At 45.8% G+C, this 23,632-nt stretch carries 23 protein-coding genes; 15 read left to right on the forward strand and 8 right to left on the reverse strand.

Annotated features, from left to right (window positions below; genetic code table 11):
- Positions 1 to 96: 96 nt before the first annotated feature.
- A complete protein-coding gene (locus D3795_RS09340) occupies positions 97 to 279 on the forward strand; it encodes a YgaP family membrane protein (RefSeq protein ID WP_126759738.1) in 183 nt (60 codons plus the stop codon).
- 25 nt (positions 280 to 304) lie between these two features.
- Positions 305 to 964: a cupin domain-containing protein gene (locus D3795_RS09345; protein ID WP_156268190.1), complete on the forward strand. Its 660-nt coding sequence runs from the start codon at positions 305 to 307 to the stop codon at positions 962 to 964.
- Here D3795_RS09345 and D3795_RS09350 read toward each other — a convergent pair.
- The 5 genes from D3795_RS09350 to D3795_RS09370 form a co-directional block, all read right to left on the reverse strand.
- Complete coding sequence (locus tag D3795_RS09350; protein ID WP_156268192.1) at positions 953 to 2,089, reverse strand: DSD1 family PLP-dependent enzyme; 1,137 nt, start codon at positions 2,087 to 2,089, stop codon at positions 953 to 955. The two genes, D3795_RS09345 and D3795_RS09350, sit on opposite strands and share 12 nt — an antisense overlap.
- 29 nt (positions 2,090 to 2,118) lie before the next feature.
- Entirely contained in the window at positions 2,119 to 2,568 is a 450-nt protein-coding gene (mscL, locus tag D3795_RS09355) for a large-conductance mechanosensitive channel protein MscL (RefSeq protein ID WP_156268194.1), read from the reverse strand.
- A 95-nt stretch (positions 2,569 to 2,663) separates the two neighbouring features.
- Positions 2,664 to 3,695, reverse strand: coding sequence for a bifunctional glycosyltransferase family 2/GtrA family protein (locus tag D3795_RS09360; RefSeq protein WP_156268196.1), 1,032 nt, complete (start codon positions 3,693 to 3,695; stop codon positions 2,664 to 2,666).
- Between the two features lie 85 nt (positions 3,696 to 3,780).
- Positions 3,781 to 4,431: a glutathione peroxidase gene (locus D3795_RS09365; protein WP_156268198.1), complete on the reverse strand. Its 651-nt coding sequence runs from the start codon at positions 4,429 to 4,431 to the stop codon at positions 3,781 to 3,783.
- A gap of 115 nt (positions 4,432 to 4,546) precedes the next feature.
- Entirely contained in the window at positions 4,547 to 5,029 is a 483-nt protein-coding gene (locus tag D3795_RS09370; protein WP_156268200.1) for a BCAM0308 family protein, read from the reverse strand.
- 228 nt (positions 5,030 to 5,257) lie between these two features.
- On the opposite strand from D3795_RS09370, the gene D3795_RS09375 reads away from it, so the two are divergent.
- A complete protein-coding gene (locus D3795_RS09375; protein WP_156268202.1) occupies positions 5,258 to 7,684 on the forward strand; it encodes a S9 family peptidase in 2,427 nt (808 codons plus the stop codon).
- Positions 7,685 to 7,747: 63 nt separating this feature from the next.
- On the opposite strand, the gene D3795_RS09380 is transcribed toward D3795_RS09375, so the two are convergent.
- Entirely contained in the window at positions 7,748 to 8,917 is a 1,170-nt protein-coding gene (locus D3795_RS09380) for a benzoate/H(+) symporter BenE family transporter (protein WP_156268204.1), read from the reverse strand.
- A gap of 219 nt (positions 8,918 to 9,136) precedes the next feature.
- Here D3795_RS09380 and D3795_RS09385 point away from each other — a divergent pair, with 219 nt between their 5' ends.
- The 9 genes from D3795_RS09385 to D3795_RS09425 all read left to right on the forward strand — a co-directional run bounded on the left by D3795_RS09385 (position 9,137) and on the right by D3795_RS09425 (position 17,171).
- On the forward strand, positions 9,137 to 10,168 hold the full coding sequence (locus D3795_RS09385) for a hypothetical protein (RefSeq protein WP_156268206.1): 1,032 nt from the start codon (positions 9,137 to 9,139) through the stop codon (positions 10,166 to 10,168).
- 133 nt (positions 10,169 to 10,301) lie between these two features.
- Entirely contained in the window at positions 10,302 to 10,964 is a 663-nt protein-coding gene (locus tag D3795_RS09390; protein WP_156268208.1) for a phosphoribosyltransferase, read from the forward strand.
- A 50-nt stretch (positions 10,965 to 11,014) separates the two neighbouring features.
- Positions 11,015 to 11,263: a TIGR03643 family protein gene (locus D3795_RS09395; protein WP_156269078.1), complete on the forward strand. Its 249-nt coding sequence runs from the start codon at positions 11,015 to 11,017 to the stop codon at positions 11,261 to 11,263.
- A gap of 88 nt (positions 11,264 to 11,351) precedes the next feature.
- Entirely contained in the window at positions 11,352 to 12,944 is a 1,593-nt protein-coding gene (locus D3795_RS09400) for an ABC-F family ATPase (protein ID WP_156268210.1), read from the forward strand.
- 52 nt (positions 12,945 to 12,996) lie between these two features.
- A complete protein-coding gene (locus D3795_RS09405; protein WP_156268212.1) occupies positions 12,997 to 14,076 on the forward strand; it encodes a DUF2891 domain-containing protein in 1,080 nt (359 codons plus the stop codon).
- 114 nt (positions 14,077 to 14,190) lie between these two features.
- Positions 14,191 to 15,240, forward strand: coding sequence for an isopenicillin N synthase family dioxygenase (locus tag D3795_RS09410; RefSeq protein WP_156268214.1), 1,050 nt, complete (start codon positions 14,191 to 14,193; stop codon positions 15,238 to 15,240).
- Positions 15,241 to 15,367: 127 nt separating this feature from the next.
- Positions 15,368 to 15,637: a TFIIB-type zinc ribbon-containing protein gene (locus D3795_RS09415; protein ID WP_156268216.1), complete on the forward strand. Its 270-nt coding sequence runs from the start codon at positions 15,368 to 15,370 to the stop codon at positions 15,635 to 15,637.
- A 66-nt stretch (positions 15,638 to 15,703) separates the two neighbouring features.
- Positions 15,704 to 16,414, forward strand: coding sequence for a DUF4097 family beta strand repeat-containing protein (locus tag D3795_RS09420; RefSeq protein ID WP_156268218.1), 711 nt, complete (start codon positions 15,704 to 15,706; stop codon positions 16,412 to 16,414).
- Between the two features lie 19 nt (positions 16,415 to 16,433).
- Positions 16,434 to 17,171 carry an endonuclease/exonuclease/phosphatase family protein gene (locus D3795_RS09425; RefSeq protein ID WP_156268220.1) on the forward strand — a complete coding sequence of 246 codons (738 nt, stop codon included), beginning with the start codon at positions 16,434 to 16,436 and terminating at the stop codon, positions 17,169 to 17,171.
- A 67-nt stretch (positions 17,172 to 17,238) separates the two neighbouring features.
- Here D3795_RS09425 and D3795_RS09430 read toward each other — a convergent pair whose 3' ends face one another.
- The gene (locus D3795_RS09430) at positions 17,239 to 19,335 is read right to left on the reverse strand and encodes a TonB-dependent receptor (RefSeq protein ID WP_156268222.1); all 2,097 of its coding nucleotides are present in this window, start codon (positions 19,333 to 19,335) and stop codon (positions 17,239 to 17,241) included.
- 461 nt (positions 19,336 to 19,796) lie between these two features.
- Between D3795_RS09430 and D3795_RS09435 the strand changes: the two genes are divergently transcribed.
- The 3 genes from D3795_RS09435 (at position 19,797) to D3795_RS09445 (ending at position 22,419) form a co-directional block, all read left to right on the forward strand.
- The gene (locus D3795_RS09435) at positions 19,797 to 20,039 is read left to right on the forward strand and encodes a helix-turn-helix domain-containing protein (protein WP_156268224.1); all 243 of its coding nucleotides are present in this window, start codon (positions 19,797 to 19,799) and stop codon (positions 20,037 to 20,039) included.
- On the forward strand, positions 20,039 to 21,343 hold the full coding sequence (locus D3795_RS09440) for a type II toxin-antitoxin system HipA family toxin (protein ID WP_156268226.1): 1,305 nt from the start codon (positions 20,039 to 20,041) through the stop codon (positions 21,341 to 21,343). The genes D3795_RS09435 and D3795_RS09440 overlap by 1 nt, the downstream gene beginning before the upstream one ends.
- Before the next feature lie 386 nt (positions 21,344 to 21,729).
- Positions 21,730 to 22,419 carry a hypothetical protein gene (locus D3795_RS09445; RefSeq protein ID WP_156268228.1) on the forward strand — a complete coding sequence of 230 codons (690 nt, stop codon included), beginning with the start codon at positions 21,730 to 21,732 and terminating at the stop codon, positions 22,417 to 22,419.
- 128 nt (positions 22,420 to 22,547) lie between these two features.
- On the opposite strand, the gene fic is transcribed toward D3795_RS09445, so the two are convergent.
- Positions 22,548 to 23,630 carry a protein adenylyltransferase Fic gene (gene fic, locus D3795_RS09450; RefSeq protein ID WP_156268230.1) on the reverse strand — a complete coding sequence of 361 codons (1,083 nt, stop codon included), beginning with the start codon at positions 23,628 to 23,630 and terminating at the stop codon, positions 22,548 to 22,550.
- Positions 23,631 to 23,632: the final 2 nt, after the last annotated feature.

Below are 23,632 nucleotides of genomic sequence, written 5' to 3' on the forward strand. Positions count from 1 at the left end.
ATTTACGCTTTCTTGATATGAGTCGGGTATTTTCTTTCCTTTGAGCGATCTATTGACTACTTTATTTAGTAATAACTTAAAAACATCGGAGGCTTTATGGTCAACGTCGGAACACCTGATCGGATTATTCGAATTATCATTGGAATCGCACTCATTGCGTGGAGCGTTTCTGCGGGAAATCTTTGGTGGATTCTTGGTGCCGTGGTTCTTGCCACTGGAATCTTCCGTTTCTGTGGTTTGTATAAAGTATTGGGTATTAACACCTGTTCAGTAAAATGAGTTGGTTCAAGGAGAATGCAGTTCCATGTTTAATATGGATTTCTCACAACGTGTTGTGATTCGAAGCGCTGAGCTTGATTGGGTCAAAAGTCCAGCCGGTGGTGTGTTGCGTAAGCCGCTTGAACGCGAAGAAGCAGAGCGCGGTCGCGCAACAAGCATTGTGAAGTACGAGCCTGGCGCTTCGTTTCAAACCCACGAACACCCGTTAGGCGAAGAAATTTTTGTGCTCGATGGCGTATTTTCAGATGAGCATGGTGATTACCCTGCTGGTACTTATATTCGTAACCCACCGGGCTCCTCGCATGCCCCATATAGCGAACAAGGTTGTACGTTGTTCGTCAAACTTCACCAATTTTCTGGTACTGATAAACAAGTGGTGCGTATTGATACCAACACTACGCCATGGCTTCCGGGTCAAGGACGGCTGCAGGTTATGCCGTTATATAGCCATGAAACTGAACATTGTGCGTTGGTCAAATGGCCTGCCGGAGAAGTGTTTAAACCGCATCGGCATTTCGGCGGTGAGGAAATTTTGGTGTTAAGTGGCGAGTTTATTGACGAGCACGGACGCTATCCAGCCGGAACATGGCTGCGCAGCCCGCACATGAGTACGCATACGCCGTTAGTTGAGCAAGAAACAATCATCTACGTAAAAACTGGTCACTTACCGTTGTCACCAACCTAAAATACGTGGCCAAATTTCGCGTTGATGTTGCGTGGTCTCAACCACGTAATGTTGATGCATGGCCGCGGTGGCACAAGCGTGGTTTGGCAACACACGCAATTGAGTGCCGATAGGGAAGTCTTGCACAGTGTAGTCATTGGGTAGGGCAATGACCCCATGCTCTTGGTTGACCTTGGTAACGCAAACATTTTCTAATGGTATGCCGTTTTTGTCGCAGACAAGGCCATAGCCAAAGTCCTTGTGTTGTGACGCGGTGCCACGGTCGCGTGACAGTGCCATCCAACCGGCATCGACTAAGACCCAATTCTTATCTGCGTTATGGCCAATAACAGTTGTCACAACCGACATGGCGATATCGTTAAGAGTGCAAACGCCAAGATTATACATCACCAGATCAAATGTGGTGTACACGCCAGCACGAACTTCGGTGATATTGCTTAGATCTTCGGCGAAATGTGCGGTTGGTGTCGAGCCAACGCTCAGAATTGGGCAATCCATACCGAGCTGACGAATTTGCGCCGCGGCTTGGCGGATTGCCGCACACTCTTGTTCTGCAGCATGCACAATTTCTGCGGTGGTTGTTGCGTCATAAGAGCCACCAGAATGTGACATAACACCGGTAACACGCATACCATTGTCGTGAAGTACTTGGGCTATATGACCAATTAGGGGGCTGTGCGGCGGTAGTCCGCCGCGATGGTCATCGCAATCAATTTCAATGAACACAGAAAACGAAACGCCATGTTTTCGACCGTAGTCGATGACCACTTGGGCTTGCGCTATGCTATCGAGCAAAATGTGTAATTGAACACCGCGCTCCAGAAGGGCTCGAACTCTGTCGAGTTTGTTCGCGCTGATGCCAACGGCATAAAGCAAGTTGGTATAACCCGCATCGGCAAACGCCTCTGCTTCAGCTAATGTCGATACTGTTGCCGGAGACGACAGTGTCGGCAAGATATAGCGTGCGGCATCTACAGAACGTAAGGTTTTGAGATGCGGCCGCAGATGACACCCAAGCGCCGAAATATGTTTTTGTAATCGCTCAACATTGGTCAAAAAACGCTGTTGGTCGATTAATAAAAAAGGCGTTTGTTCAGTTTCAAGCCACGGCACAACATCAGTCATGGATACAACCTATCTATCATCAAAAATGGTTACGAAGATAACTCCGACGTACAAGCTGGGCAGCGTTTTGCCGCTAGCGGAATACTTGTTGCACAAAACTCACAGGTTTTTGTGGTAACCGGCGCAGGCTCTTCTTTGGTGCGCATGCTGTTCATACCTTTAACCAGCCAAAATACTGCGAATGCAACAATGATAAAGCTGATGGTGTTGGTAATAAATAATCCGTAATTCACTGTCACCGCACCGGCGGCTTGTGCGTCAGCAAGGGCGACATAAGGGCCTGGATTTTCAACACCGGCACGCAATACAACAAACATATCGGTGAAATCGACACCACCAAGCAATAAGCCAATGGGTGGCATAATAATGTCGGCGACAAAGCTCTTTACAATTGTACTAAAGGCGCCGCCAATAATAATACCTACAGCCATATCAACAACATTACCTTTCATGGCAAATTTTTTGAATTCATTCAACATAATCGTCATCTCACTGTAATGAGCCGTAACCCATTGTTGCGGCTGTGTTATATGTTATAGACGATAATCATGAGAAAAGATATGTTCAAGCGAGGTTACACTTTGCGCTTGAACACGAGCTTTTTCTGGAAGCCATAACTGAGTAGAAAAACAGTAACTTCGGCGATAGGTTTTCCAATAAAGGGCGACAAACCAATGGCATAGAATGATTTGGTGAGTAGGTAATTAGCGAGCACTAGCACAATGGCGAGTGTCGTATATTTCGCCGCATCTCTAGCAAGCGAACTCCCTTTACCGAATACCCATTGTCTGTTGAGGGTGAAGTTAAAAATACCTGAAACAAATCGTGCAGATGCTATTGCTAATAAAATTTCACCAGTGAAGCCATACACCAGTGCGAATAAGCCGTAGTCTAAGCCGGCTGATGCCATGCCGACACCAGCAAACTTTAGAAATTTCTTATAGATAATCGCGGAGTCTTGCAGCGGTCGAAAGTGACTGCTGGCATTGCCGTGTTCATAAACGGTCGTGATTGCGACCGAGCGAAATGGAACGTCTTCCTGCTTCGCTAGAATCAACATATCAAGTTCAAACTCATAGCGATCGCTTGGCGTACGAACCAACGCATTTAACAATTGAATAGGAATGCCACGTAATCCGGTTTGGGTATCTGGAATATTGATGCGTAACCCAAGGCGAAAGGTATAACGAGCAAAAGTATTACCAAGCCATGAACGAAACGGAATACCTTGTCGTTTGAAATTGCGACTGCCAAGCCAAAGCTCTTCAGGATGCTGAGCAAATTCTTCAAGCACCCGAATGATATCCTTCGGTAAATGCTGGCCATCCGCATCGGCTGTTATTGCGCCGAGGCTGTTTGGTCTATTATCGAGTATCCACTGAAAACCAGTTTTCAGCGCTGCACCTTTGCCTCGATTTTCGTCATGCGTTATTACATGCAAATAGCTAACTTTTGGCAGTCGGGAAAACACCTCATCGGTTGCGCTACCGTCATTGATAATAACAATGCTGTCATAGTGTTGGCGTGATTGCTGCAGCGATTCAATTAACTGTAGCAATTCTCCATCTGGATTATATGCAGGAATAACTATGACTGGCTTTGGCACAAAGTCCTCGTCCTTCGGTTTGTGGTTCTAAAGATAATGACCACAAATCGAAGTGAGCGCAATATAAGAGATGTTAATCGATGGATTATTCAGCAGATTCGCTGAGATACTTATCAATCACATTGGTAATGCTTTTATCCATCGGCTCTATTTTGCTTGGAAAGCTTGTGACTTGTTTGCCATCTGCTGAAACGATGTATTTATGGAAGTTCCAACCTGGCGCCTGCTCAGTCGCTTGAGTCAATGCTTTAAAAATTGCATTAGCTTCGTCGCCTTTTACTGGCGTAGTCGCCATCATTGGGAAGGTGACGCCGAAATTAACGAAACAAACCGTTGCTGTTTCTTCCTCGTCATTGTGCTCTTGGCGAAATGAGTCTGACGGGAAGCCTAAAATGACGAAGTCTTCATCTTTGTAGGTTTGGTAAAGCTCTTCAAGCCCCTCAAACTGGCCTGTATAACCGCATTTGCTCGCCGTGTTGACCACCATCACGACGCGATTCTCAGTCAGTTCGCAGAGGTTGTGATTATCCTTCGAATGCAATGCTCGCATGCTATGGTCGAACGTCGCTAAACATCCTTTATCTGTCGCTACAAAGCTCTGCGCTGCTCGCTGAGCTGTGGCGACTTCTTGCTGCGTGCCACCCGCAACCGCAGAGAATAAAGTTACACCAGCAACACCCGCTGCAGCTATAAGCGCAACGCGCTTGCCTATTTTAGATTGAACCGGTTGCTTCATAATGAAAGCTCCACAACAAATTGATAATAGATGAACGTCAAAGCACGACGTTATTCAATGAATAGCGACTTTATGCCAAAAACGATCACTTCGTGACGCATCAACAACGATTTAGTTAGCGTCGCCATGAAGCTTCACAGTAATCTTCGTTGTAGTTAATTTCAAACTGACCATCGTAGGCCTGCTCTAAGGCATGACCGATTCGCTTCGGATGATGACTATCAGTAAATGTCAGTAAAGTTTCATCAACATCTGAACGCAAATCAATTAATCTGTTCATAGGGTGCTGTTTGGTTTCATCTTCGATGACATGCCGAATAAGCCCGAGAATTTCATCTCGGTGCTCCTGGAAAAAATCACCGGAAAGTTTCAAGCTGCCATTCGACTGGCCATTTTGTATGAGTTCGCAAGCAGGACAAATCACTTCGGCGGCGTCTGCTTTTGGCTGTTGAAGCCACTGCCAGCGAGAGTTTTGATAGACAACACCACACTGTGAACACACTGACGGACTTTTTAACTTATGTGGTGATAGTTTAGGTTGCCAGACACCGCGCTGACCAAGCGTTTTTTGCGGATCTTTAGGGAATTGAGAGCTCATGGTTGACCTCCTCGGGACAGCTCGTTTTTTAGGCTGTACCAGTAAGCCATCGAAGTATAGTTAGCGTTTAATCAACTGTCTAACCAACCTTCTAACCAAATATACGAAAAGAATGCGCGACGACAACAATGCGTTGAATCACATGATGTTTGCGATTGGGGAAATTAGCCGTTTGCGAAACTGTGTTAACTTGATAACAACATCTATAACAACGAAAAGGCATTGTTTATGAACAAACCTTCTGCATTAAATGCATTGGTTCTGGCGTTGGGGCTTGGCTCATTTTTATTGAGTTCAGCAGCTCATGCGAACCCTGTAAAAATTGATTATCAGCAACCAACTCAAGCCCTCATTGATATTGTTGATGCGGCACCGTCACCAGGCGGAAGCTTGAGCCCTAATGGTGACTTGTTGATGGTAATGAATTATCCGTCGCTCCCAACAATCGCTGATGTTGCCGCTGACGAATTAAAACTGGCTGGACGTCGCATTAACCCAGCTAACTATACGGTGAGCCAAGCGCGATACATTAGTTCGTTAACGTTCGTTGATGTAGCTTCAGGCGAGAATCTGCGTATTAAGGGTTTGCCGGAACAGCTGAAAATTATTGGCGCTAGCTGGGCACCGAACGGTGAGTATGTGGCGTTTGCACAAATGAATGCCGAAAATGTTGAACTCTGGCTTGTTGATGTTGAAAAGACGCGCGCCAAACGTTTAACGAAACAGTCTTTGAATGCCGTGTGGGGTCCGATGTTAGAGTGGCGTCATGACAGCGAAGGTTTATACACTTATACCGTAGCCGAAGGCTTGAAAAAGCCGGCACTGAGGACAGTACCGACTGGCCCTGTCATCACTGAAAGCATGGGGCGCACAGCACCAGGGCGCACGTATCAAGACTTACTACAAAACAAGCAAGATGAATTGCTGTTTGATTATTACTTTACCAGCCAGATTAGTTATGTTGGCGTGAATGGTCGCACGAAAGAAGTTGGTGAGCCGGCTATTTATCGCAGTGTAAGTACCTCGCCAAGCGATGAGTTTTTGCTGGTTGCGAATATTGAACGTCCATATTCTTATGCGGTGCCTTGGTATCGCTTCCCAGTCACAACAACGGTTTGGAATACCAGCGGCAAAACGGTTTACACCGTTGCTGAGCAACCGTTAGCAGATAACTTACCGATCGCTTTTGACGCCGTTGAACAAGGACGCCGCTCGATTAGCTGGCGCAACGACGCGGATGCTACTTTAGTTTGGGCTGAAGCCGCCGACCAAGGTGACCCAGCTGTTAAAACTGAAATTCGTGACCGTGTTTTCCAACAAGCTGCGCCGTTTAACGAAGCGCCACAAAAACTACTCGATTTAAGTAAGCGGTACTCGCGTTTGTTGGCTGCTGATGCTGACACCATGTTGGTGTGGGAACGTTGGTGGGCAGATCGCGATGAGAAGCTGTGGTTAGTCGATAGCACCGGCAAAACTGAGCCAAAACTTGTTTGGGAACGCTCGTGGGAAGATCGCTACAACGATCCAGGTCAGCCGTTCACCGTGCGACGCGATGGCCGTACGTTATTGTATGTTGATGGTGACAATGTATTGCTAAGAGGCACAGGCGCATCTGATGAAGGCGATCGTCCATTTGTGGACAGCTACAGCCTAGCAACTGGTAAGAGCAAGCGCTTGTGGCGCAGTGAAGCACCATACTTTGAGCAGCCGCGCGATATCATTGATGCCGAAGAGCTTACGTTCTTAATGCAACGTGAAGGTGTTGATGACCCAGCAGACTTCTTTGTTCGAGATTTAGATGATAACGAGCTTCGCGCTCTAACAGAAACGCCACACCCAATGCCGCACACAATAGGCATTACACGCGAGTTAATAACTTACGAGCGTGAAGATGGCTTGCCAATGTCGGCTGAGCTGTATTTACCAGCTGGTTATGACAAAGAGCGTGATGGCGCTCTACCAACAATGGTTTGGGCTTACCCGCGCGAATACAAGAGTTCTGCCGCAGCAGCGCAGGTTTCGGGTTCACCTTATGAATTCGTTCGTATCAGTTATTGGGGGCCGCAATACCTTGCTACCCAAGGCTATGCCGTGCTTGATAGCGCCACCATGCCAATTGTCGGTGAGGGCGATAAGCAACCGAATGATACCTTCATTGAGCAGCTAGTGATGAACGGAAAGGCGGCGATTAAAGCGGGTGTTGATCTGGGCGTCACTGATCCTGAACGTGTTGCGCTTGGCGGGCACTCTTATGGTGCCTTTATGACTGCGAATATGCTGGCGCATAGTGATTTGTTCACAACAGGTATTGCTCGAAGTGGTGCGTATAACCGAAGCTTGACGCCATTTGGCTTCCAGCGTGAAGAACGTACTGTGTGGGATGACTCTGATTTGTACATTCGCATGTCACCGTTTTTCCATGCGCATAAAATCAACGAACCACTATTGATGATTCATGGGTCAAACGATAACAACTCGGGCACCTTCCCAATGCAGTCTGAGCGTTTATATCAAGCTATTAAAGGCTTAGGTGGTAGTTCGCGTTTGGTGATGTTACCGCATGAGTCGCATGGATATCGTGCGCGCGAGTCAATTCTGCATATGCTGTGGGAACAAACTCGCTGGCTCGACACCTACTTAAAAGAAGAAAAATAAAATTTAATCTTCGGTAATTTAAAAACCCCAATAATTGCAACGTTATAGGGGTTTTTTGATGAATTATTTTCCCGCCTGTTTTGCTTTGATGTGCTGGGCAAGATAGAACGCCAGAATGCCAATCAGTAACCCCCAGAACGAGCTATTAATTCCGAAAAAATGTGTCCCGGATGCGGTGGTTAAGAAAGCCAAAACAGGCGGCAGTTGATTATTTGCGTCACTGAAAGCTTTGAACATGTTCGTGCTTAACACCGGGAGTAACGCTAGGCCGGCGATGGTGGCAGTGACGGCAGCAGGCAACATCAGAAACAGCCCAACAATCGCTGAACTTGCTAAGCCAGCCAGGAGGTAAAAAATACCGCCGGCCACGGCTGCTTTGTAACGTTGAGAGCTATCCGGGTCAACCTCGGGTGACTGGCAAATAGCAGCGGTAATTGCTGCGAGATTAATTGCAAAAGCGCCCAACGGAGCGAGAATTAAACCAGCTAAACCGGTGGATGTAAGAAGTGGCGACATGGGCGGCGTATAACCGTTGTTGCGCAGCATCATAATTCCCGGAAGGTTCTGCGATACCATCGTCACGACAAATAATGGTATACCAACCCCAATCATTAATGCCAAATCAAACTCGGGCCAAACCCAAACCCATGCCGGCATCGAAAATGACAGCTGGGAAAAATCGAGATCTTGCATGAAGGCAGGTAACCCTACAGCGAGCAAGAGCACCCAGAAGAATACAAACCGAGGCGTGAAATAACGCAGCACAAAGAATGCAATCACAAGCGAACCGGCGATAATCGGCTGCTCATAAACTGCCGGCATGACTGCCAATACAAACTTCAACAAAATACCGGCGAGAATCGCCGCAGCTACCGATACCGGAATGTATTTAATCAGGCGATCTGAAATGCCGCTTAAGCCAAACAAGGCAATAAGCGCAGATGAGAAAATAAAAATACCAACCGCTTGCGAGAGCGATACACCTTGAAGTGCCACGATGAGTAGAGCGATTCCTGGCGTCGACCACGCTGTAAAAATTGGCGCCTTATAACGTAAGGACAAGACAATACTGGTGATACCCATAGCGAGGCCGAGTGCAAGTAGCCACGAACTTTGCACATCTGGTGAGCCATTAAGCGTTTTCACCGCTTCAAGTATCAAGACCACAGCACTGCTATAACCAACAAATACTGCTGTAGCGCCGGCAGAGATGTGTGATAGAGAGAGTTTCATCTGACTGCTTCCATTAAAACAAATGTTTTAAATCATATGTTTAATATAAATTCAATATAAAGTTAATAGGGTGATATAAATTATTCGATATTAGATATATCAAATGATATTTGCCTAAATTTAACAATGTTAATATAACTTCTCTCCTGAAGTTCTTCTGGAGCTCTGAATGAATAGAGATGCTGCTATATAAGAGCGGTTTTATCGGCGATCTAATTCATGTCTGATGCAAATATAACACTATCTAAGAAAGGTAAAACCATGAAATCAGCTATGAAAAGGCTATCAATCATCGCCGTGGCAGCAATAAGCATGCAGGCCGCTCAAGCAAATACCAATGTTTACACCAGTGACTCTTCAGTTACCGCTTGGGATCCTATATTCCCATCAGCTGCTATTGTTGATTGGCCAACTCAAGCGTGTTCAGTGAATCCTGCTGTCAATCTTTCAGCTAATTGGCAGAATCCACATGCCAGTTTTTCGTTTGGAACCAATGCCCACCCATGGCAGCCAGGTTCGGGCTTAAACGCATCTTGGATTAACGCCTGGAGCGACTTGAACTCTCGCGGACCTCAAGGTCATAGCTGGACACGCTACACGACGGAAGTCACCGGAAACGGTCAGTTTTTGCTGAACTTGTTGGCAGATAACTGCTCGTGGATTTACGTGGATGGAACGTTAGTAGGTTTCCAAGCAGCGACTTCGGTGCCATCTAAATATCCAGTCAACTTGGACGGCACGCACACACTCGATTTTCTTATTTTTGATGGTGGCGGTTTAGCGGGTGGTATGTTCCAGCTAGAAACAAACACAACCGTGGTATTTGCCGATACTGATGATGATGGTTTAACCGATGCTGAAGAAGTTCTCACGGAGACCGATCCATTAAATCCTGATAGCGATGGCGATGGTTTTAATGATGGTGAGGAAGTTACAGCAGGTACTAATCCAAATGACGGGAATGATTTCCCAGTCGTTGACGCTGACGGCGACGGCATCTTTGATACCGATGACAGCTGTCCAGCAACAGCTGATGGCGCAACAGTTGATCAATTTGGGTGTTCTGGAACCCAGAATGTCGCCAATCTTTGCGCATGTGATTCTGACTGGAAAAATCACGGTCAATACGTAAGCTGTGTGGCTCACGCTAAAAATGACCAAGTGAATATTGGGTTACTGACGCAGGATGAAGGTACGGAACTTATAAAAGCGGCGGCTAAAAGTTCTTGTGGTAAAAAAGCTAAGAAGTAATTCACATTTGCTGTGAGTTTAAATTTTTTCATCCGCAACACGCTCTCGTGTTGCGGATTTTTTTATGTGCTTTGCCACCGATCAACTAAATTAATAGCGACATAACCTTTGCTATTCGTATCGGGTGGCGCTCATGAAACTTCCATTTAAAAATCGTCGAGAAGCTGGGGAGCAACTAGCTAGCGAATTAACATCGATGATCGGTCTCACCAATGTTCTTGTCTTGGCACTGCCGCGTGGCGGTGTTCCTGTAGCCGAGCCGATTGCGCAATGTCTCGGCGCACCACTTTCCGTTTTGCTTGTTCGAAAATTGGGTGTTCCTGGTCAACCCGAAGTGGCAATGGGCGCAATTTCGGAAAACGGTGTGCGTGTTCTTAACAAAGATATCGTTGACACGTTTGCAATAGACGCCCGTGAAATTGCGCGTATTGAGCAACGTGAGCGCCAGGAACTAGAGCGACGTCAGCAACTATATCGCTCGGGAAATCCACTCCCCGAGGTTACTGGTAAAACGGTCATTTTAGTTGATGATGGGCTGGCGACAGGAGCAACGATGAAGGCAGCGGTTGAAGTTCTCAAACGAGAGAAAGTCGGCACTATCGTGGTAGCAGTTCCCGTTGCCGCCCGCGAAACCGCACTAGAAATACGAAGTGCAATTGATCAGTTGATTTGTTTAGCGCAGCCGCATCCGTTGGAGGCTATCGGCTATTGGTATCTCGACTTTGCACAAGTCAATGACGAAGAGGTTTTAGATATTATGCTTCGCCATTCATCTAAATTCGGAAGCGTGACGTAAAAAGTATCAAGTAAACCTTAGATTGAAAGACTGCTAATTAAATGACACGTATGAAATTTCCTGAAGCTGAGTTATCTCGTATTATTGAAATGGCATGGGAAGATCGCACGCCGTTTGAAGCGATTTCTGCGCTATACGGGCTTAGTGAGGCTCAAGTTATTGCGCTTATGCGGCGTGAATTAAAACCGACTTCGTTTCGCCTTTGGCGTCAACGAGTGAATGGTCGAGTCACGAAGCATCTGCAACGTCGCGATCCAAAAGTTTCACGTGCGTACTGTCCAACGCAATACAAGCGCTAACTTTATTTGCTGAAACCGCAAACTTCCTTTGTGTTTTTCCTTCAAACCACGTAGATTACGCGCCTATTTTTTGTTCGGGTGTTAAAACGTGATTTCTGCTGCAAATATCACCATGCAATTTGGTGCAAAACCTCTTTTTGAAAACATTTCTGTTAAGTTCGGCGAAGGTAATCGCTATGGTTTGATTGGCGCAAACGGCTGCGGCAAGTCAACCTTCATGCGTATTCTAAGTGGCGAGCAAGAGCCATCAGCCGGAAACGTTTCTATTGAACCAAATATGCGCGTGGGTAAATTGCGCCAAGATCAGTTTGCCTATGAGCAATACAGTGTCATTGATACGGTGATTATGGGTCATGAAGAATTATGGCAAGTAAAAGCCGAACGCGATCGCATTTATGGCATGGCAGAAATGAGTGAAGAAGATGGCATGCGAGTGGCTGATCTTGAAGTTGCCTTTGCTGAAATGGATGGTTACACCGCAGAATCGCGCGCCGGTGAGCTGCTGTTAGGCGTTGGCATTCCGCTGGAGTCTCATTTTGGCTTAATGAGCGAGATTGCACCGGGCTTAAAGCTACGTGTGTTATTGGCGCAGGTATTGTTCTCTGATCCAGACATCATGTTGCTTGATGAACCGACGAACAACTTGGATATCAACACCATTCGTTGGCTTGAAAACATTTTGAACGACCGTCAAGCCACCATGATCATTATTTCGCATGACCGTCACTTCTTAAACAGCGTGTGTACGCATATGGCGGATATTGATTATGGTGAACTGCGCGTTTATCCGGGCAACTATGATCAATATATGTTTGCTGCCACACAGGCTCGTGAGCAATTACTCAATGACAATGCGAAAAAGAAAGAGAAGATTGCCGAATTACAGCAATTTGTGAGTCGCTTCTCGGCAAACGCCTCGAAGGCAAAGCAAGCCACGTCACGTGCAAAGCAAATTGAGAAAATTCAGCTTGCCGAGGTGAAAGCGTCAAGCCGTGTTAGCCCATTTATTCGCTTCGAACAAGAGAAGAAGCTCTATCGATTAGCGCTTGAAATGGAAGGCGTCAGCAAATCATTCGACGAACTACAGGTGCTTCGTAATTTGAGCGCCATGATTGAAGTCGGCGAAAAAGTCGCAATACTCGGTGCCAATGGTATCGGCAAAACCACGTTGCTCAAGTGCTTGGTTGGGCAACATCAAGCTGATAGCGGCATGATTAAGTGGTCTGAAAACGCCAATATTGGTTATTACGCGCAGGACCATGCCGATTGGTTTAAAGAAAAAATCACTGTATTTGACTGGATGAGTCAGTGGAAGCAACCGCACCATGATGAACAAGCGGTGCGTGGCGTATTGGGGCGCATGCTGTTCTCTCAGGATGACATTAAAAAGCCCGTCACGATTTTATCGGGTGGCGAAAAGGGCCGCATGATTTTCGGAAAGCTGATTATGCAGCGTCCGAATATTTTGATCATGGATGAGCCGACTAACCACTTAGATATGGAATCGATCGAAGCATTGAACCTTGCTCTCGAGCATTACGACGGTACGTTACTGTTCGTGAGTCACGACCGTGAATTTGTGTCATCGCTTGCCACGCGCATCATCGAGCTTACCGAGAACGGTATGCGAGATTTCTCCGGCACTTATGACGACTATTTGCGCCAGCTAGCTGTTGATTAAAAAGTTGCAGCGCATTAACGTTAATAAATTCTGAAGTTATGAAGGCAGAACAATGAAAAAATTAACGAGCGTTGCAGTTTTTCTCTCTTTGGGGTTGATTGGACAAGTACAAGCCAGTACCGAGAGTTCGCATGAATTAACACTCACAGAAGCCGATAAATTGGTCACGTTGCCGCTACACTGTGTTGAAACACCGTATCCTTACAAAACAGGGATTGTGCTCGGTAGCGCGGAAGATTTAAAAGAACCTTCACAACATCACCCAATATTTTATGGGTGTTTCGATTGGCACAGCGCCGCGCACGGTTATTGGTCGTTGGTAACTTTGCTTCGCCAGTTTCCAGACATGGCGCATGCCGAGCAAGCTCGCGAAGTATTAAAGCGCAATATCACCAACGAGAATGGCCTGCGCGAAGCGGAATTTTTCAGCAAAGACATCAATAAAGCTTTTGAACGCACGTATGGTTGGGCCTGGTTACTTAAGTTGGCCGATGAACTCAAAGCTTGGGATGACCCGATGGCGGCGGAACTCTCTGCTAACTTGCAGCCACTTGTTGATGTGATTGTGCAACGCTACATGGAATTTTTGCCACAATTGCTTTACCCAGTTCGTGTCGGTGAACACACGAATACTGCATTTGGCCTGAGTTTCGCCTATGACTATGCGGTGAATCATGAGTTAACAGAACTTGAGCAACTTATTGAAACACGAGCAAAAGCTTATTTTCTTACCGATAAAAATTGCCCGATTAGTTGGGAACCAAGTGGGTATGATTTCATTTCGCCATGCTTAGAAGAAATTGGCTTGATGCAGCGCGTTTTACCAAAGAACGAGTTCTTGCCTTGGTTATCTGATTTTATGCCGCAGCTCGCCGATAAAAATTATCAGCTTGAGGTAGGTAAAGTTAGTGACCGTAGTGACGGCAAACTGGTTCATCTTGATGGCCTAAACTTCAGCCGCGCTTGGAATCTATACGCACTAGCGAATGCCTTTCCACAGTACGAACACCTTCGTAACGTAGCGGATAAACACATCGCTTATTCATATCCAAACTTAATTGGCGATAGTTACGAAGGCGGGCACTGGCTGGGTAGTTTTGCTATTCAGGCACTGAACCAATCGAAAGATTAACAAGCGTTTATAATTGGTGGCTATAGCGAAACAATCTAACTTAGAAAGATTCGTTCGTTCATAAATTAAACGCAACAACATATATTGAGCGCCAAGACCTGATAGGAGGCGCTCATGAACGCTGCAACATTACCGATTATCTCTTTAACATCACTTGATTCTGATGAAGGCTTGGCGCAATTGCGCCGAGCTGCCAGTGAGGTCGGATTTTTCTACCTTATCGATCACGGTTTAAGCGATGATGCGCAACAAGAATACTTGGCGTTAAGCCGGGCATTCTTTCAGCTTCCAGCCGAGGAAAAACAACGCGTTGATATGATTCATTCGCCGCATTTCCGTGGTTATAACGCCATGGGGAATGAAATGACAGCCGGTCGGCTTGATGCGCGCGAGCAATTCGACTGGATGAATGAAGAGCTGGCGCTTTCAGCTGAGCAGCTTAATCACCCTTGGCAAAAGCTGATTGGCCCGAATCTATGGCCGAGTGCCATGCCAATTCTCAAGCCAGCACTCACCACACTACAAAATAAGCTAAGTGACATCACGGTTAACTTATTACAGAGGCTCTGTGAATCATTGGGTGTTGACGGTCACGCACTTGACCATACGATTGGTACGCAGCCATATACTCACGCCAAATTGATTCGCTACCCGGCGCAAGCGTCGCCACAACAAGGTGTTGGTGCGCATAAAGACCCAGGCTACCTGACCTTGGTCATGCAAGACGCACAAAGCGGGCTCAAAGTTGAACGTGGCGACGCGTGGGTGGGTGTGCCGCCAATTGCGGGCGCATTGGTGGTGAATATTGGTGAGTTATTGGAACTTGCTTCGAACGGCTATCTAAAGGCAACGAATCATAAAGTTGAAAGCCCAATTCAGAGCGCAGAACGTTACTCCATTGCGTTCTTTATGGCTGCGCAATTATCCGCGACAGTTCCGGTGCTATCATTGCCGCCAGAATTAAAATCGCGTGCATTAGGTCCATCGGTTGATCCGAGCAACCCACTGATGACTGATGTTGGCAATAACGTACTGAAAGGGCGCTTACGCTCGCATCCTCACGTAACACGTAAGCATTATTGCGATGAACCGTTAAGGCATTTATTAGCGAAAAGCTTTGCACACATGCCTACCGCTGACATTTGTGATGAGTGTCGGCTTTAAATTACTGACACGACTATCGGTCTCTCTGATTGGAACAGTGCATTTTAATTTTCTTCAATAAAAGACTAGGAACTTAACTACTATTGGTAGACTCTATTAAAACAATAACCGAATAGAGGAAGCTGCTATGAAATGTCCAGTATGTAAAGAAGAAAACTTGGTTATGGCTGAGCGTCAAGGCATTGAAATTGATTATTGTCCAAGTTGTCGAGGAGTCTGGTTGGATCGTGGTGAGTTAGACAAAATTATTGAACGCTCTGCACCGCAAGAAGCTCCAGTACATCGATCGGCGCCCCCGCAGCAGCAAACCGGGCATTACGAGCGCGGTTATGACAAAGGTTACAGTCACAAAAAATATAAGAAAAAGAGTTTGCTAGGCGAAATCTTTGACTTTTAGTTTGAGATAATAAGTTTGAGTCGGACCTAGAGCCTCAAGAACGTCAATTCGCATAAGGAAATCAAAATGAAAGCAATGGTACTCGCACTGACTTCGTTAAGCCTGCTATCAGGCTGTGTGGTCTACGCAAATGTGTCAGATGATGGTGGTTTTTGGAGCGATAGTGAGCTTCAACATGAAACACGGAATCTGTCGTTAGATATGACTGATATTGAAGAAATGAAGGCTGATACTGGTGCCGGAAGTTTAGAAATTATCGGTGAAGCGGGTCGTACCCGAATTGATGTGGTTGCAGAGGTTTATTATCGCGACGCTGAAGACATTCAGTTGTCGCTAGAGAAAACCGGCGGTAACGCGGTTTTAACTGCCGACTTTGCGAGCAATTCCTACCGGGGTGACAACCCGTATATTAATTTGACAGTACGCGTACCAGCTGAGCTGAGTATTGAATTGAATGATGGGTCTGGCTCAATTGCACTGCGTGACGTGATGGGTGATCTCACTATCGAAGATGGTTCGGGTAGCATCACGATCGAACATGGCGGTAATGTCGACATCGATGACGGTTCAGGCTCAATCACGGTGCGTCATCTTCGTGGCGATTTAACGATTGAAGACGGCTCAGGTTCAATTGATATTGAGCGGGTGAGTGGCAAGGTTACGATCGACGATGGTTCTGGCGGCATCGATGTGCGCCATGTCGGTGATTTAAAGATCATTGAAAGTGGCTCTGGTAGCCTGAGTATTGACGGTGTTGGTAATTCATCGAAAATGTAAGTAGAGCGCAGGCGATAGCGTGTTTAAACCCAAGGTTGTGATTCCTCAGCAATTCATCCACGAGCATCCTATTGCTCATGGCGAAGAATTTGGTGTGCTGTGTTGGAATACTCAGAAACTTACCGAAAAACCCGAGTTTCAGCGCGCTTTAGCATGTGTTTTAGCCGACTTTCCTTGTTTATTCTTATTGCTGCAAGAGGCGAAGCTGAGTGCGAAAAATAATTGGCTCCTCCCTGATTGGTCTTATGCGGTTGCTCCGAATATGCAAACACGCCGGTCGACTTATGGCGTACTTACCGCCAGTCAGTATGCTTTTACCGAAGCTCAAGCTCGATTGAGCAGAAAGCGCGAAGGCATGTTCGCGACACATAAAAGTTATATGTTGTCGTATCACACGCTTGCAGAGGGCGGTTCATTGTTAGTGGCCAATGTTCACGCGATCAACTTTGTTCGCGCACATCAATTTTCACAAGAAATAGAACTCATAAAAGAAGAGATTCTGGGCCACAAAGGACCCCTTATTGTGGCTGGTGATTTTAATGTGTGGAGCCGTCAACGGCGATTGCGCTTACTGCAATTTTGTCGCAGCATTGGTCTTCGGCGGGCGATTATGGTTGATCCACATCATATCAAGACCTATCGCCAACACCCGTTGGATTTTATCTTCTACCGCGACCTTTCACTTCAGGAAGCAACAGCAATTGATACAAGCACGGTGTCTGACCACAACCCTCTCTATGCGCGATTTAAGTTATAGCGGTTTTCGGTTCAAGTTATGACAAAAAATGCAGCCCAATAATTTTATTGGGCTGCAAAAGTTCCGATTAAAACGAGCCGATTAATGAAACCATGGCATTAAGCGGTGCTCCCACTGTTACTTGATGCGTCGAATGCGCATTCGGGAAGTAGAGTTCATCAGTTAGGTTCTCAATGTTCAATTGTACCCGCATATCATCAGAAATTTGATAATAAGCCGAGGCATCGATACGTGTATAGCTTGGCATAACCGCGTTATTGCCGTTATCGATAAAGCTGTCATCCTGATACGTGGCACCTAAACCCATACCAAACTTGTCGGTAAACTGGTAAGTATTCCAAACTGCGAAAGTCTGCTCAGGTAATTCACGTGGTGTGCGACCGGTTGGGCCAGAGCGATCCACAATTTCCCCATCGAGATTGCTGTAGTTTGCAGTGAGATACCAAGCATCAGTGACTTGACCTTTAAACTGCAATTCAAAACCATTAATCTCAGAGTCAATGATGTCTAACGTAGACGGGTCATTATCGGCCACCTGAGGCGAGCTTTGTTCATTCTCAAAAATTGCTGCGGTGAAGCTCATACCTGGTACAAAGTCCCATTTAACCCCGATTTCACGATTGCTGTAAGTATCTGGGTCAAGCTTGTCATTATTGCCGTTAATGTCGGTATATTGCTCACCACTTCGTGGTAAGAACGAACGGCTATAACTTGCGTACAGTGAGACATTTTCCATTGGTTTATAAATAACACCAGCACGTGGCGAAACTTCATTATCGGTGCGGCTACGGGTTTCTAAAACAGCTGGGTCTGCGTTAAATACTTCAATATCAAACTGATCAAAGCGTGCGCCAAGTACCACATCGAAGTGGTCAGATAACGCAATTTCATCTTGGACGTAAACCGATAGCACGTCTAGCTTCACGCGCGTGTCATCGTTCAAGTCGCTGAAACTTACCGTGAAGTTCTCGCCGTCAGCATTGACACCGGCGAGGCCGTTGATGCTAATTGGACGTTGAATATCAAAGAGTTCGCGGTCAGAGCCAGTGGTGCTGAAAACCGGATTGTAACGGTTTTGATCGGAGTGCGTTGAAATCAACTCTGAACCAACAATGAGTGTATGACCAATGCTACCGGTTTCAAATTCGCCAACAATATTGCCAGAAAGAATCAAGTTATCGCGAGATGTACTGTCGATGTAGCCGTCAAGCTCTACAATGTTGTTGGTTGCATCGTAGTCGCTGGCATAAAAATTTGAGTACACTTTTTCATAATCGCCGTAGAAAGCGCTGAAGTTGCCTTTCACAGCATCGCTAAATTTATGCTCGACAGCTGCTCGGAAGATGTGAGCTTCAAGGTCGGTGTAGTTATGTTGCGGGTCACCGAACACAATCTCTTCAAATGCTTCAACAGGACGGCCATCGGCACCGGTAGGAACACCGCGGTCGATGAAACGCTCATGATTGGCATATTCATAGGAAACATTAAGCGTGGTGTCGTCGGATAATTCAAACTGTGCAGTTGGGTTGAATCCGTAGCGGTCGCCATCAAAAAAGTCGCGATGATTCTCAACGCGCTCGTACATGGCGTTAATTCTTAGCGCCGAGCTGTCGCTCATGGTGACGTTCGTGTCGATAGCAGCGTTTAAGCCACCGAATGAGTTTGCAGATGTTGTGTAATCGGTGAATTCACCGCCAATGTCGGCTTTCTTTGAAACCCGATTTAAAATACCGCCGGTACCACCACGACCAAATAACAACGCGTTCGGGCCGCGCAAAATTTCCACTTGTTCAATGTTGTAAAGGGCACGGTAGTACTGCACATCATCACGGTTACCGTCTAGGTAAAAATCTGCTGTTGAGCGAACGCCACGGAAGACAACGGCGTCGCGATGACCTTCGCCTTGGGTGGTATTCACGCCCGGCGTGTAGTCAATAATTTCGCCGATACTGGTGATGCCGCGCTCGGAAATTTCCTCGGCAGTGATAATGGTGAGACTCTGTGGCACATCAATAATTGGTGTCGGCGTTTTCACCGAATTGGATTCACTTACCGATAAATGTTGGCCCCGGACCTCGATTCGCTCAAGTTCGTCACTGTTCTGCGCAGTTGCCGTGTGGCTCATTAAAATGGCCGCGGCGATAGTCGTAAGTCGGAATTTCACGTGTGGGATCTCCAGTTGATAGTCAGTAAATTTTCTTAAAATTTTTTCAGTAGCGCAGGCCGATAGGTCATGGCTTCTAGAACGGAAGCATGTTAATGCGAATCATTCCTAATTGCAATAACGGAAGTTTAAAATTGGCAGAATGCAGGTTTTTATATGATGTGGCTCCACCATAATGGCTTCTATCTAGCCGGATGCCGTGCCTATGTGCGTTTGGCATTGGATTTTTTACTTATAACTGCTCCGAATTTTCGGGGGGATTACAAATGGAATGAATGAAGCTTATAAAAGGCAGGTAAAGTTGCTACTCGATGTGTTGCCGGAAATCGCGAAAGAGGACTAATTGATCAGGTTTTATTCATAAAAATACATTTATGATGTCTACTTCATTTTTGTGTATTTATGTACTACACTTCATCTGTGCTTATTTATGAACCTAACTACATCGATGAGGTTTACTCATGATCATCCAGCGCCCAGCCGACTTGGCGGTACTCATTAAATCGCAGAGAAAAGCGCAAGGCTACACACAAAAAGAGCTGGCTAAGTTAACTGGGCTTTCGCAAAGAAGCGTGTCGTCCATTGAACGTACCGGAGAAATGCACACATCGACTTTGCTGAGAATTTTTGCAGCGCTCAGAATTCAGCTAAACGCAGATGCGGTGAAACAAAATACCTCAAGTAACAGCGAGGTTATTTGGTAATGGGCCGACGCAAACATGAGAACACACTCTATTGCCACATGAATGATCAGTTCGTTGGCACGCTGACATCGCGGCTGAATAATTTGAGCTTTCGATATTCAGATAGTTGGCTACAATCCAAGTTTGCACGGGCAATCTCCATATCCATGCCATTAACTGAACAGGAATATTCCGGCGAAGCGCTAAACGCTTATTTTGATAACCTATTGCCGGACAGTCCGGATGTTCGTAAAACGATTGTGGATAGGCTTGGGGCTAAAAGTACAAAACCTTTTGATTTGCTCGAAACGGTCGGCAAAGACTGTATTGGTGCATTAACCTTCGTTGCCAGTTCGGAGCCCCAGCCGGTTCCAGACGTTGAAATAATCCCGTTGAATGAAGAACAAATCGGCCAACTCGTAGCAGATTCGCGAACCGGCAAAACTCTCGGTATGCACTATGAAGATGCATTTCGTTTTTCACTTGCCGGCGCTCAAGAAAAAACGGCGCTGACTTTTTGGCAAGGCCAATGGGGTATCCCTGTAGGCCGAACACCAACCACGCACATATTGAAACCGCGGATCATAACTCGCCCAGGTGAACCTGATTTATCGAGCAGCGTTGAAAACGAATGGTTTTGTATGCGTGTTGTTCAGGCACTTGGATTGTCGGTAGCCCATACAAGAATTGACAGCTTCAACGGTGAAGATGTTTTGATTATTGAGCGCTTTGACAGAAAAGACATTGGGAACAAGATTTATCGACTACCGCAAGAAGATTTCTGCCAAGCGCTTGGTGTGGCAGGTAGTTCAAAATATGAGGAGCATGGTGGGCCAAGCGCTAAAGAGATCATGAATATTTTATCCACATCTACGGCTTCGGTTCGTGATCAGGATACGTTTATGTCAGCGCAGCTACTGTATTGGCTTTTCGCCGCTATAGACGGGCATGCAAAGAACTTCAGTTTGGCACTGACTCCCCATGGATACCGACTGACGCCGTTATATGACGTGTTATCAGCACATGGATTTGCACAAGTAGGCAATTTACATCCTAAGAAAATAAAAATGGCGATGGCCGTGAATAGTAAGAATCGACATTATCATTGGCATACAATTCTTCCTCGGCACTGGGGAGCTCACGCAAAGAGTGTTGGCTATGATCCAGATCGCATGGATTCGATAATTGTGAACATCACATCCAAGTTAGAAGCGTGTCTCGATATTGCATCAGAAGAAGCTGCCTCGATAAGTGTTCGCGCAGAGCAAAGCGCGGAAGCTATTCGCAAAGGTACATTGAAAGCGCTTGAACGTTTTAAGGTATGAGCTTTCTAGTAAATCAGTCGCGATTCAGTATTTTGAGCTTGAGGTCACAAATTTAGACCAACTGAGATAACTTCAAGTGGTTTGGTCCCATAGAATATTTAGTTGGTAAGTACTATTCTTCTACGAACCATTAAAAATGGCACACCCGACAGGAGTCGAACCTGTGACCTCTATCTCCGAAAGCAAATCACGGGTTCGGTAGTAAATCGATAAAGCTATATTGAGCAGGGGATTAAGCGGTGTTTTGGTTCTCAAGCTAAACATCCGTATGGAACTTAAACGCTAATAAAGCATTCCGCACCATTAATGGTTACGGGGTAACGCGTTATAAACGTGAGCCATATTATTTCAGGAAAATAAAAAAGGAATTTAAGGAGCCCTTGGCAATGCGTCATAAGTTAATTTTATTGGCAGGTTTGTCAGCATTGTACTTTATCGCTGGCTGTGCTGTACCAATAGTCTACTTAAACGATTATGAGCTTGAAGAAAGCAACTTTGAAAAGGTAAAAAACGCATTAGAAGAGAAGGGCTTTAAGGTAAATCGAGTGTCGTTAAAACCGCCTAGTAACATCCATGAATCTACAATCATAACCGGTTCGAAAGCGACCGTTGAACAGAACTATAATCAGATTATGCCGATTCTTGCAAGCTTAGGGTATTCAAACACGGATATTACATTCGTTGAGTCGGGAAATCACTGGTACCGTGGTGATAACATAGGTGTATACCTTTTTGATGATGGGGTTGGTGAAAAGCCCGAGAGGGAAATTATTGGTGAATACTCAAGCGATAATTGTGAATCGATGAAATCACTAATATTAAAAGCGGATGGCAATTTTAATGTTGCTTATACTTTTGGTGGTGAACTGTCCGGCGAATGGCAGATCATCTCGATGCCCTATGTGAATCTTTGGAATAAACGTACGGGTTTAAATTTTTACTATCAGATAGAGATAGAAGAGCAATCAGATTTCTCAGGTAAAGTAGATGTCATTACTTTAGTACCTCTTGATGATCAATCTCAGATTCGAGATTGTATATTTTACAAAGGTATTAGAAAGGGTAAAGCAATATGATTCTCTCCCACAGGAATCGAGCCCGTGACCTCTGCTATCGTGATAGAGCATTTGTCAGGCATGATTAAAATCTCAGTTTAGAGGTAGAAAAAATGCCATCTAAGAAATCGTTCAACTACCGCTGGGGATTAAGCTGATGTCATGAGTTTCATCAGGCGAGGATTCACAAATAGCTTTTCTTTACCTGAAGTTGTCTCTTCTAATATGCCAATTTCAACGAGCTGTTTAAGGTAAACAGAAGCGGTTTGACGCTTGGCGATATCGCGTTCCACTAAATTACTAATTCGACAATAAGGCTGCTCAAAAATCACTTGAACAAGCTCATAGCTGTATATTTTCGGTAATTGCTCGCGAATCCTGTTTGTAGTCTGCTCCATTAACGCTCGAATAGCGGCGATCTTCTCACAAGTCCAAAGCGACGTTTGCTCAACACCACGCAACATGAATACCAGCCAGTCTTCCCAGTTTTGTTTCTGAGTTACTTGATTCAGTAATCGGTAGTAATCTTGCTTGTGCGCAACAATGTAACGGCTAAGGTACAATATCGGCAGTGTTAAAAGCTTTTGCTCAATCAAATAGAGGACATTTAGGATTCTGCCAGTACGCCCATTGCCATCATAGAAGGGATGAATTGCTTCAAATTGATAGTGGCTCACCGCCATTTTTATCAGCGGATCGATAGTATCGGTGCCATGCAGAAACTGCTCCCAATTACTGAGTAAATCGCGAATGACCTGTTCGCCGACCGGTGGTGTATAAACCACTTCATTTGTTGTTTGATTACCAATAATGGTGCCAGGTAGCTTCCGTAATTCCATCGCCGTATTCTTCAATGTACTACACACTTCAATGGCTGTTGTCGTACATAGAGGTTTGCGCTCTAACTGCGTGAAGCCTTGATAGAGTGCTGTGCGATAACGAAGTGCTTCTTTGGTTGCTTGATCAGCACCGCTGTCTTGTTGTGCATATCGAAATAGTTGATCTGTTGTGGTGACGATATTTTCAATTCTAGAACTGTCTTTTGCCTCTAAAAGAGGAAGCAAATTGATGAGCATACTTTGATTAGGGAGTAACGCACCAGCTTGTTTCAACTCGGCAAGCGCAGCGCGAGCAGAGATGCATGCCTTCAATACGTCGCGCGTCTCGATTTGCTCTAATTTCGGCGGTAACATAGGCAAATCGTTATAGGGTTGGTCAGCTTGCCAAGTCATGT

The sequence above is a fragment of the Pseudidiomarina andamanensis genome, from assembly GCF_009734345.1.
GTDB classification, from domain to species: Bacteria; Pseudomonadota; Gammaproteobacteria; order Enterobacterales; family Alteromonadaceae; genus Pseudidiomarina; species Pseudidiomarina andamanensis.